This window comes from Microbacterium sp. MMO-20 (assembly GCF_037147735.1).
GTDB lineage: Bacteria > Actinomycetota > Actinomycetes > Actinomycetales > Microbacteriaceae > Microbacterium.
The window spans coordinates 53,394-64,785 of sequence record NZ_JBBCUU010000011.1 but is presented as its reverse complement, the minus strand read 5'-3'; the positions used below and the strand labels follow the sequence as shown (position 1 = coordinate 64,785).

The window sequence follows — 11,392 nt, the reverse complement described above, 5'->3', positions numbered from 1 at the left end:
GGCCCATCCAACGATCTGCGAAAGCCCCTCATCGCGGTATTCGGTTTGTCGTGCAGTTGCTTGGACTACGGCGGTGGCTGCGGTGCCTGCAGCTAGCACCGTCAAGCACGCAGTTCCAGCCGCTAGCCGCCACGCGCCGGGGTCGGTCAGGAGTGCAACAGCACCGATCGCGAGGGTGGCGATGAGTCTGAGGGCGAACAGAATGCGCAAGGAAGAGGCGTTGCCGATCTTCCCTGCATGACGAACTCCAAGTGGGCCAAGCGTAGCGCCCAATCCAATGCAAATGAATACGATTGCGAGTGTCACGTTCTCGTTGGCAAGGTCTTTGACGAGCCAGATCGCAGCATAAGTCGACATCATCGCTCCAGCCGCCCCGCTAAGCATGGAGATGAGTGGTCCGCCTGGAGTTCGGGTGCTGATCGCGGCCCGCCATGGCACCTTTCTACCGTGCTCATCGTCTTCCAGCTCGAGGTCGCCTTTGAGTGAGGTCGTGCCGGCGATAGAGCTAAACGATCGGATCGAGTACAGCCTGCAGAGGAGTGCGAGAATCGAGGACGCTACCGTCAGGATCAGAACAATCGGAACTCCGACCGATACCAGCGCCGCTCCCAGGGGTCTTGCCAAGAGCGTGCCCACGAGGCCAATGACTGTGTAGATCGCGATATTGAACTTGAGTGCACTGTCTCGATCCTGTTTCGCTACTTCACCGGCGTAAATTTCTTCGGCGATATCAATAATCAGCGGCACGATCGATGTGATCAAAGCGAAGCACACGAACACAGGGAACTGCGGCGCGCCGGCCCAGATCGCTACAAGAGCCCCGACCGCTCCGGCTCCTACGAAAAGCTCGGCGAAGATGAGAACATGGCCAGCGTCGTACCTCTCGATGACTCGTGCGGCGGCAACACTAAACAGGTCCTCGAGCGTTTCCACAGTTGTGAAGATTGGGATCCAAGCAACTGCCAGCGCCCCAACTGCGACGGCGCCTGGAATAACTCCCTCTCCGACGAGGCCGCCGAACACGGAGAACAGCAGACCGGCGGCCATCCATCTGCGGGACCGGGTCAGAGCTTGAAGACCGGCTTTCAATCGTCAGCCCCCAGGGGTAGTTAAGCGGCTACTCGTGCGTCCTCAAGCAACGCCCGGCCCTCGACGCTGAGGTCGAACTCGCGTACCCGGCCACCGTCGAGCCAGCGCCATATCGCGAGCCGTTCCGCGTCGATGATGTTGAGGCACGTTGCTTCAATCTGACGATTGAGGTAGGCGGCCCGGAAGCACACCCGACGAAGCCTATCGAGATCACGCTCCGACCGGGATCGACTCAGCAGCAGCGACCGCAGGACACCGAGGTGGACGTACACATAGTAGGCATCCAACGCGCGGTGAGCGTTCCATCTTTGAGGCTTACCGTCGAGATCTTGCTGCCACGGAACACGCACCACGAGCTGATCATCTGCGAGGTCAGGAGTCGGCTCGTTCAGCTGCCGCTCGACTGCATAGAACTTCGCGTGAAGTGACTCGTGGTAGATCGACTCCGCGAGTGTTTCGATCGATTCGAAGGCGCCGGGGATACCGGAAACGATGACGCCCCCGACGTCCACCCACGTTCGTCCTACCAGCCGATCAGACCGCACAACAAGATGGCGACGGGTGAACCTCAACGGGTCGGTGAGACCGTTTCCCAAAGTCTCCAAGAGGTCCACAGCGCTGGCCAACATAGATTCGGTTTCGGCGCTCGGCGGCTCCACGTTCCATCCGGTGGATTCGGTTCGGGCAGTGAGCTCGCGTAGCAATGCTTCATCCGGTGAGGTTTGCGAGAAAGCCCATGTCGCTGGATTCGTCGGAGAGGCGTCAACGGACGGCGGCGCTTCCAGCAACTCTTGCTGTGGCAGTGAGAGTTGTTCCCCAGCCGAAACCTCATTGGCGAGGAACTCTGCGTAGGGATGCAGCCGGCCCTCGCGCACCAGGTCAACTGGAATGCCAAGGGCTTCATACCACCGCGAAGAAGCCTGCATGATCGCTGAGCTATCCCCCCACCGTCCAGTGTTCAGGTAGGTCAGGCGCTCGCGCGTGTCGAGATTGCCGTTCAATTCGGTGCTCCTCTTGTCTCGAAACCATCACTTCGGCAGCGGCTTAGCAACTCGGTCGTACGAAGTCGTGCTATCGGCTCAACGGGTCTGCCGTGCCGAAGTACATGGAGCTTCTCTAGGCCGGGCACATAGACCTGAACAACACAGGCCTCGCTTGCGCCTGAGTGGTCGTACCAGACCCGACGGACGAACGCTTCTTCTGGATTCACCGCAGACGACTGGAGGGCCGACGCCTCAACATCTCCAACCCAGACAGCGTCGGAGATCTTGTCCGACTGTCGCAGATCTCGCATCCAGTGCATGTCTGCCGCGGTCTTAAGATGCGGATACCGGTCGAGCGCACGAGCTGCCACGTCAGGAGTATCCCCATCAAAAGGTAGCTTCAGACGCTCAACCAGAAGTTCCTGTTCCAACTCAAGAAGCGCATGCTGGGCCGCTGAATCAAGATCCTCTCTGCAAGAGGCAGCAAACACCGCGCGTCCGATCATGTCGTCAACATCGCCAAACGCAACCACGCAGCGTCCCTTCATCGAGGGAATTTCTCGAAGTTGGATCTCCGTTGGGTAGTCGCTGGCTAGCGACTCGGCGAGGACTCTTTGAGGGGTGTTCTCCAAAAGCATGACCGGCCATCCGCTCGCGAACCCACTCAGATAGGAACCGATGAACGCCGAAACGGCATCCCGTTCGTACAACTCGAGGACCGCGTGTCTTACAGCCTGTTCATGGTTGTGATGGGCCGCCCACCCGGTCGAGTTTCCAAAGTAGACCGCCAATCTCCTTGCGGAAGAAGACGAGCGCGACGCGAGCGGATCCGGTACCCAGATCGATTCTGCAATGCCTTCATATTTGTACGCGAAGTAAGCCTCGCCTGAATTGACGACGCTGGCCGTCACTGCGTCGAGCGCATACTCACCATCCCCGTAGAGCATGCTGGCATGGACCTGATCGCCGCACTCCTCGGCTTCGAGCAACCCTTCGTAAGCAGCGTGCTCTAGAAGCTCGAAGACTGCCGCCCGTGAGGCCTTCGATCCTCCGCCCTTTCCCACAGATTGCGTGAGCGTGGTACCGCCGGCACTCAATTCGGCGCCAACTACCCGGCCGACGTCATCAAGGGGCGCGATCGTCACGTCTCCTACGGCGGACAGCACGTCCATGACCCGCTCGAGTCCGACGTCCCTCTCGACCACGCCTAGCTCGAGTAGCTGCCCGCAGAGGACTAATCCGCGGCCAACGCCGGTTCGGGTTGCACCAACTCCGCAAACCGACTCTCATCGATCGGAACGAAGAGTCCCGATTCGAGGTCCTCGATCGGCATCAGCGCCAAGCGGGTGAGTTCTGTTCGACGACTTCCCATTTCGAGCTCCGTTCGAAGGCAGCTTTCTATTGGCATCTTCATACGCCCGTTGCCGGTCACCGTCAAGAGCCCCCAAGCTAATTCGTCAGGGGCGATTCAACGTGAATCGGAAGGCGTCCGTTTGGGGATCGGTCAGTGTTGCACCGGCTGCGTGCGCTCATCTCGGTTGAGTGCAATGGCAACCAGACCGCTGTCTGCCTTAACCTGCGCCAGTGCGGACACTGATCGTGCGTACTCAGTTGCGGTTGCGTTGGACCAGTCTCCGGGGCGCGCGCGGCGCCACTCCTGGAGCACTTTACGGCCGTTCACTTGCAGATCTGCAACTACGTTGTGCAGGTCGAAGTGCCAGGCTCCGGGCCGCCCATGAAAGTCCACCGGGGTCACGTCATCCAGTGACCACAGCTTGACGAGCTCGCGGCCGAGTTCAACTAGCCTCTGTGCGCCTGCCGATGAGGTGGGCAGCGGCGGCTCCACGCGGTTGTCAGCGATCTGTCTCGCGAGGGCGGTTCCTTCGGTCCAGTAGTCCTTGTGGTTCGCGGCGGCGAGGATCATGTACCAGAAGTCCATTCCGCTGACACCGAGTTCTCGAGCTGTCTCGGTATAAGCCTCGGGGATCGGTGTGGAGGGCGTGATTGGAAGGATGTTGCCACCCTCAGACCCCTTGAACGCGTGGTAATCGGGCAGGAAGCGTGTGGCGTGGAGTGCAGGGCCGGGTTTTGCGGAACTGGCCTGTCCGATGACATACCAGCCGCCTTCGTCCCAGCGGTCACGGAACGGCTCCCAGAGCTTTTGCCGACGCCAGTCTGCCGAGGGCCGCGCCTGCCCTGGGAGGACGGGCGCGCCTCGCCGTGTCTTCACCGGGGGAGTGGTCGGTGAGTACCGGTTGTCGAACGCGCGGAAGGCGTGGCGTGTACCGAAATCACGGTCACCTGTGGTGCGGATCCACTCACTGTCGGATCCGGTCTTGATCCCGTTTATTTTCCGCGACTCCTCGATGAGCGCCCTCGAGCTGGCTTTTCCGGTCCAGTCGCGATCGTCCTGGGGTGTCACATTGTCGCCAGCGATCTCGACGTCACCATCAACCCACGCAACGGGCGTGTAGGAGATCTCGGCGGGACCCTCAGCCGGGGTGCCGAAAGTCACGGTGAAGATCGCAGTTCCGGCCTCGATCGCGAAGGGCTGCTCTGACCAGCGGTCCCCGACATTGCCTCGGCTTCCCGGACCGAAATCAGAGATGATCACCGACGAGGAATTGCTGCGCAGCCAAGCTCGGAATGGCCCGAAAGTGTGGCCGGCTACCCAGGAGCGGTTTGCGATGAACGAGACGACGCCTCGAGGTGGGGCGACGGCAAAGCTCGGGTGCCCTAGCCTGGCGATCCCGAATGCCCAGGCAGCGAAAGCGACGAACGGATCCTGCAACGAACCGCGACCGCCAGAGCCCTCGCGCCAGAGGTCAAAGTATTCGTCGTACCACGCACGGTCGGCGTAGTCAGCCGGATTGATACCCGAACGCTGGTAAGGCGGATTGCCGATGATAGCCAGGATCGGATCACGGTCCGCACTTCTGCTGGCCCACCGACGCATCTCGGTGTCGTCGCGGCGGACAGCATTCGCGAGAGCGCTGGAAAACGAGGTGTCGTCCGCGTCAAACATGGCGACAGCGACGTGCGTCGCCGCAGCGTTGCTGCCGCGCGAGGGGGAAGCGCGGAGCGTGTCGGCCATGTACAGACTCGGACGCACACCTTGAGCGCTGAGTCGAATGTGCGCGGCAGCAACAGCTGCCGGTGAGATGTCGCATCCAAGTAGACGCGCCGGGGAGGTATCCGTTCGGCTTAGGCCCGCCGCTGATCCGACTTCGTGCCGAACGGCGGCGGCGACTTCCTGCAGATAGACGCCGGTTCCGCAGCACGGGTCGATCGCCGTCACATGAGGGTCAGAGAACCCTCCATAGCCAAGGGAGCGAAGCGCAGCCGAGACCTGGGCCGTCTGATACTTGGCCACCGCTGGGGGCGTCTGCCAGGAGCCCAGCGTCGAGCGCTGGCCTGCAATGCCGAGGTAATCGTCCCAGAGCGACGACAGGCGTTCCCAGGACAGCTGTTGTTCGTGGTCGAGGAGGCTGGCAGCGATGCTGCGGATAATGACCCATCCACCGCTACCTAGAAGCGTTCCGCGACTCTCCGAGTCAGCCTCGCGGAAGTCGCGCAAGCACCCGCGAAGCGCGGGCGGCAGCTCATGGACGCGCCATATAACGCTGTCGTTCCACTCCCTTGTCGCAGCGTCGACGAACTCAGCGTTGTCGAGCGTAGGCAGATTCGCTGCGATCGCCAGCAGGGTGAACGCGACGATCTCGCCCACCTCTCCGCCACCAAGCTCGCGGCCCTCGCTGGTGAGGCCGAGATATGCGCGGGCGGCGCTCCAGGCTGCTTCGAGCGATTCGGTATGGCTGTTGTTGATGCGCGAGACCATCGCGCCCATCGCGAGGGGGGCCGCTGCCAGGCTGTATCGAGGACGTGTCAGCGCACTGATCGCCAGTAGGCCACGTAGCGACTGCTCAGACTGGGCGTCCCTCACAGGGTCACTGAACTCGGCAAATGGATGCGACAGCAGCGCGCCGAACATTGAGGGGTTCCAGACAGCGGGGTCGCTCACGTTGTAATACCGGACGCCGTCTGTCAGCAAGATCGAAGCGCCTTCTCGGCGGTAGCGCTCGATCTGGTAGGTGCCGTCCGGGCTAAGAGCGAACGCGTCGGCCAGCGTCTCGGGCCGCTTGACCTCGATGTAGCCCACTAGCCCACCGTCCGACGTGCGCAGAGTGACGTCGGGGCGCAGGCGGTCCTGCGAGACATCGAAGACCGCCTGGATTCGACTAGGCAGCAGCTCGTTGATCGTCGGCAGCAGTGCCGCGGTCATGGTGTTCTCGTTGCCGCCATTGAGGAGAAGGTGGGCGAGCCGTATTTGAGTACCGTGCTCAGTCGAAGGCATGCCTCGACACTATCGATTCCAGGGTTATGGATCTGGCCGTATGGGGATCGGCTTGCGGGCGCCGCTCGATGGGCGAACATGCGCGCCTGATCGAAGCAGCGGGTCCTCGACAGGGACGCAGTTCGGGATCCCGCTCCGAACTTGTTGCAGGGGCCCGTCCGGTTCGCGTGGTTAGTGTGTGGCGCCGAGTTCGACGAGGAGGACTCCGCCGACGACGAGGGCGATGCCGGCGGCCATGATCCAGGTGAAGGGTTCGTCGAAGAGCAGTTTGCTGAGGATGGCGGTGAGGGCGACGCCGGATGCTGCCCAGATGCCGTAGGCAACGCCGAGGCCCATTCCGGCGCTCAGGGTGAGGGACAGGAATGCGAAGGCGGCGAGGTAGCCGATCGCGACGCCGGCGATCCAGATCTTCTTGCCGTGTGTGGCCATGCGCAGTGCGAGGGTGCCGGCGACTTCGAAGAGGATCGCGCCGATGAGGAACAGCCAGGCCATCAGAGTGCCTCTCGCTTCTTGGCGGCTCGTTGGGAGCCGAGCTCGATGGTGAGGACGCCGAGGATGATCAGCGCGATCCCGCCCAGCATCACGGGGGTGAGTGCTTCACCGAAGATGACCGCGGACAGGATGGCGGTGAGTGCGACACCGGAGGCGCCCCAGATCCCGTATGCGACGCCGAGCGCCATCCCCTGCCGCAGAGTGAGGGAGAGGAACAGGAAGGCGCTGATGAATCCGGCTGCCACGAGTGCGTACCAGGCGGGGTGGTCGAGTGCCGCCTTCAGGGAGAGGGAGCCGGCGGCCTCGCTGAGGATCGCGCCGACGAGGAAGAGCCACTTCTTCATGCTTCGACTTTCGAGAGGAGTTCATACGCAGCCGCGAGGATCACGGCCCGTTCGTCGGGTGTGGGGATGTTGATGCCTGTGGCGCCGGCGAACCAGGCGCCGTCCGCGAGCAGCCGAACAGCTGTGATGTATCCGCGCTCAGGGAGCGCCAGCTGCTCGAGGCCCACGAACCAGGTCGAGATCCGCTCCGCCCACCGGGCGGTGAGCTCTTGGCGCAGGCGGGGGTCGGTGAGCATCACGATGTCGGCAGGGTCGGGTTCACGGGTGACGCAGGCCTCGACGTAGATGCCCGCTCGCTCGCGCATTGTCGAGCCCTGGAACGGGGATGTGAGCCGGGCGTCCATCTCGCGCTGCCACTCGTCGGCGACTCCCTCTTAACCGGCTATTCCATCCTGGATCCCTTGCGGCGACACGCCGAGCGGGGCGAGGTGCGTGATGTTCTTGGGTTGCGGGTGCAACATGTGTCGCATGACGGACAAGGAAGTCCTGCGGCTCGAGCGGCATGCCGGCGAGTGGGTGCTCGTCGGGGAGTATGCCGACCGGTTCGGGCTGGTGGACGAGTATCTCGCGCATCTGCTGGATCGGAACTATTCGCCAGCGACGGTGCGCTCGTACGGGTATGACTTGCTCGCCTTCTGCCGCTGGCTGACCGAGCAGGAACATCCTCTGGAGGAGGTCACGACCGATGACCTGCTTGGGTTCCTGAGAGCGTGTCGGGAGGCGTCGCTGCCGGGTCGGCCGGGACCGAACGCGGTTGGAATGGACGGGCGCCGACTGGATCAGTATGCGGCGACGACGATCAACCGCAGACTGGCGGCGATCTCGGGGCTGTTCACGTATGCGGGGCTGCGGGACCCTGCTCGGCGCAATCCGGTCCCGCGGGGCAGGGAGGCGCGTTGGCGGACGAGTGGCGAGCGGTCGGGGATGCTCGCTCACACCGTCCGACGCCCCGCACCGCGGTCGGCGTTGCGGCTGCGGGAGCCGCACCGGTTGCCGGTCGCGCTGTCACCGCAGGACGCGGCGACACTGGTCGGGAGCCTGCGCACCTGGCGGGATCGGGCGATCGCGGGGCTGATGCTGTGGTGCGGGCTGCGGTCTATGGAAGTCCTCGGCCTGCACGTGAAGGACGTCGATATCGGCGGCCGCTGGGTGACGGTCACCGGCAAGGGCGACAAGCAGCGTCGCGTCCCGCTGGATCCGGATGTCGCGTCGGTGATCGATGTCTACCTCCTCGCCGAACGTCCCGAGTCGGACTCCGAGATGCTGTTCCTGGTGGGGAAGGGCCCGAATCGGGGCGGCCCGTTGACGGCGGCGGGGTTGCGGACGGTGTTCCGCTACCACCGCGGGCTGACGGGGGTGACTGGTGGGCATCCGCACGCATTGCGGCACACGTTCGGGACGGTGCTGGCCGAGGCCGGCGTCGATCTCGCGGTGATGCAGGCCCTCCTCGGTCACGCGCATGTCGATACCACGGCCCGCTACGTCCACCTCGCTCCCGCTCACGTGAAGGCAGAGTTCGATGCGGCACGCGAACGCATTCGCGCTCAGCAGCGGTGACGGCGGGATCGCCTCGCTGCGAGGCGATCAACTGCGGGACGCTTATCTGCAGCATCTGACGGCGACCGGTCGCGGCAACGTCTCTTATGAGCGGGCCGCATTTCGGTTCTTCGAGACATGGCCGGACCCGCAAGATTGGGCGGCGACGCCGCTCGAGGAGCGATTGTCAGCGGGGTCGGCGACGCGTCCGGTGATCACGTTCTTGATGCTGCACGGCCGGTTGCGGCCGGGATACGACTACCTGCTGTCGCGGAAGCTGTCACCGCTTTGGCGGGAGATCCAGACCAGCCCGCTGCGGGCCGAGATCGACCGGTTCCTTGACGAGGCGGAATCGTTGGGGTTCACCGCCCGCACGCGGCTCGCGACCGGCTCCCAGGTCCCGGCACGGCTGCTGATCCAGACCGGCAGACCGATCACCGCGCTCGCCCTCGACGATCTTGAGGAGTTCACTGCGGCCTGTCGGCGCCGCGAGCAAGCCACGGGCATCTCGCACCGTCACTACCTCTCGTCGATCAGCATGGCGCACATGGTGCTGTTCCATCTCGGCGTCCTCGCTTCCCCGCCCCGCAGCGGCGGACCGGTCCCTTACGAGGAGCGGCTCGCGGAAGTCACCGCGCCGTTGCGGGCCGAGTTGGTCGGCTACCTGGAACGCAAACGCGCGACCTGCGACCGCAAGACCGTGTCGGCGATGGCGACCCGGCTGAAACACTTCGGGGTCTTCATCACCGAAACCGACCCGGCGCTGATCTCGGTGAGGGATCTGGATCGGCGGCGTCACGTCGAGCCGTTCCTGGCGTCGCTGGTCGACGCGGTCAACGACAGAGACGGCGGCCCGATCAGCATCGGCGACCGCAACCGGCGGGTCGTCGCGGTCGCGACGTTCCTCCGTGACATCACCGAATGGGGCTGGGACGCCGCCCCTCCGCGGAGGGTGCTGTTCCGTGACGACATCCCGAAGCTGCCGCAGGTGCTGCCCCGCTACCTCCCCATCGATGCCGATCGGCGGCTCACCGCGGCGCTGATTGAGCACCCCGACAACGAGCTGGCCGCGCTGGCGCTGCGGTTGCAACGCGCCTGCGGGCTGCGGATCGGGGAACTGCTCGACCTCGAGTTGGACTGCGTCCACGAGCTCGACGGGAACGGGGCCTGGTTGAAGGTTCCGCTGGGCAAGCTAGCCACCGAACGCATGGTCCCCCTTGATGACGAGACCCTCGAAGTGATCGACCGGATCACCCAGATCCGCTCACACGGCAGACCGCTCCCGCACCCGCGATACCGGCGGCCCGCGCAGTTCCTGTTCACCTACCTCGGGCGCCGCCTCACGCAGCAAGGCGTCCGCCGCGAGCTCGACCACGCCACCCAGACCGCCGGGCTCGGGCACGTCACCTCCCACCAGCTGCGGCACACCTATGCGACCGCGCTGGTCAACGCCGGCGTCTCCCTCCAGGCGCTCATGGCGCTCCTCGGCCACCAGAGCGCAGAGATGAGCCTCCGCTACGGACGCCTGTTCGACGCGACTGTCCGCGCCGAATACGAACGCGCCCTCGACCTCGCGAAACAGAACACCCCCGCCGCGACGGCAGGAGACCTGGCCGGGCGCACCCAGCTGCCACTCACAGTCATCACCGGCGGCCGCGACTGGAAAGACACCCCGCTGCTGAAGTCCCGCATGGCCGGCGGGTTCTGTCTCCGCGCGCCCGCGCAGGGAGCATGCTCCTACGCGAACATCTGCGAGCACTGCCCCTCCTACCGGGCCGAACCCTCGTCCCTGCCGATCCTCGCCGCGCAACGCGTCGACGCGGCCGCGCTGGCCCGTGACGCGGAACAGCGAGGATGGATCGACGAGGCCGACCGCCATCACAAGCTCATCGCCCGCCTCGACGCTCTCATCGCCGACACGGAGACCCAGACCGGATGACCAGCCCCACGCTGAACAAGATCGAACGCGCCTGCGCCGACCTCGCCCAGGACGGCGAGCCCATCACGGTCGCTGCCGTCGCCGAGCATGCCGGAATCGCCAGGTCGACGATCTACCGCAACCCCGAACTGCGCGCCATCATCCAGCACCACAGCCGATCCGCGCCCGACGGCACGATCACCGCGATCACCGACGAACTCGCCACACTCCGCACGACCGTCCAGGCTCTCGCCGCCACCGTCCGTCACCACGACACGCAACTCCGCAGACTGACCCGCGACTGACAGCATTACCCGGCCAAAACCAGCCCCGACCTCGATTAGCCGGATAAGTGATCGACAAGGCCGAGCATGAGCGCTTCCTTCGTTCGGAAGTGATACATCAGACCCGGTTTGGACAGCCCGGAAGACTGCGCCACCGAGTCGAACGAGATCGCCCCACCGCCACGGATGATGTCGAGAGCGTGCGCGAGGATCTCTTCACGCGAGTTCGATGCCATGCATCTACTTTACCATCCGGTTGGTTAAGCGCGCCTCCGGCATGTTCATAGCGGAGAGCTGCTGCCCCGCCGGGCTCGATAACGGAACTGCCCGTTTAGGGATCGCCAACCGACACATCGCGGCCGACGTCGACGAGCGCGAGATCTCGCAGTGTC

Annotated in this window: 11 protein-coding genes; 3 read left to right on the top strand and 8 right to left on the bottom strand. The window is 64.2% G+C overall.

Annotated features, from left to right (window positions below):
* The 7 genes from WFI52_RS13045 to WFI52_RS13015 all read right to left on the bottom strand — a co-directional run.
* A partial coding sequence (locus WFI52_RS13045) for an MFS transporter (RefSeq protein WP_336637417.1) occupies window positions 1-1,047 on the bottom strand: 1,047 nt, incomplete at its 3' end.
* A 62-nt stretch (window positions 1,048-1,109) separates the two neighbouring features.
* Entirely contained in the window at window positions 1,110-2,090 is a 981-nt protein-coding gene (locus WFI52_RS13040; protein ID WP_336625012.1) for a hypothetical protein, read from the bottom strand.
* A complete protein-coding gene (locus WFI52_RS13035; RefSeq protein WP_336625013.1) occupies window positions 2,087-3,244 on the bottom strand; it encodes a YcaO-like family protein in 1,158 nt (385 codons plus the stop codon). The genes WFI52_RS13040 and WFI52_RS13035 overlap by 4 nt, the downstream gene beginning before the upstream one ends.
* A gap of 332 nt (window positions 3,245-3,576) precedes the next feature.
* Window positions 3,577-6,426 carry a hypothetical protein gene (locus WFI52_RS13030; RefSeq protein ID WP_336625014.1) on the bottom strand — a complete coding sequence of 950 codons (2,850 nt, stop codon included), beginning with the start codon at window positions 6,424-6,426 and terminating at the stop codon, window positions 3,577-3,579.
* Between the two features lie 171 nt (window positions 6,427-6,597).
* A complete protein-coding gene (locus tag WFI52_RS13025; protein ID WP_239281899.1) occupies window positions 6,598-6,918 on the bottom strand; it encodes a DMT family transporter in 321 nt (106 codons plus the stop codon).
* A complete protein-coding gene (locus WFI52_RS13020; protein WP_239281897.1) occupies window positions 6,918-7,262 on the bottom strand; it encodes a DMT family transporter in 345 nt (114 codons plus the stop codon). Before WFI52_RS13020 ends, WFI52_RS13025 begins: the two co-directional genes overlap by 1 nt.
* Window positions 7,259-7,567, bottom strand: a complete 309-nt coding sequence (locus tag WFI52_RS13015) for a hypothetical protein (RefSeq protein ID WP_336625015.1) — start codon at window positions 7,565-7,567, stop codon at window positions 7,259-7,261. Before WFI52_RS13015 ends, WFI52_RS13020 begins: the two co-directional genes overlap by 4 nt.
* A gap of 163 nt (window positions 7,568-7,730) precedes the next feature.
* Between WFI52_RS13015 and WFI52_RS13010 the strand changes: the two genes are divergently transcribed.
* The 3 genes from WFI52_RS13010 to WFI52_RS13000 are packed head-to-tail and all read left to right on the top strand — an operon-like array spanning window position 7,731 to window position 11,021.
* Entirely contained in the window at window positions 7,731-8,819 is a 1,089-nt protein-coding gene (locus WFI52_RS13010; protein WP_336624962.1) for a tyrosine-type recombinase/integrase, read from the top strand.
* Window positions 8,782-10,737 (top strand): tyrosine-type recombinase/integrase, encoded by a 1,956-nt coding sequence (locus tag WFI52_RS13005; RefSeq protein WP_336624963.1) that lies wholly within the window; start codon window positions 8,782-8,784, stop codon window positions 10,735-10,737. Before WFI52_RS13010 ends, WFI52_RS13005 begins: the two co-directional genes overlap by 38 nt.
* Entirely contained in the window at window positions 10,734-11,021 is a 288-nt protein-coding gene (locus tag WFI52_RS13000) for a DUF6262 family protein (protein ID WP_336624964.1), read from the top strand. The genes WFI52_RS13005 and WFI52_RS13000 overlap by 4 nt, the downstream gene beginning before the upstream one ends.
* A gap of 35 nt (window positions 11,022-11,056) precedes the next feature.
* Here the strand turns inward: WFI52_RS13000 and WFI52_RS12995 are convergent, their stop codons facing one another.
* Window positions 11,057-11,236: a TetR/AcrR family transcriptional regulator gene (locus WFI52_RS12995; RefSeq protein WP_336624965.1), complete on the bottom strand. Its 180-nt coding sequence runs from the start codon at window positions 11,234-11,236 to the stop codon at window positions 11,057-11,059.
* Between the last annotated feature and the right edge of the window lie 156 nt (window positions 11,237-11,392).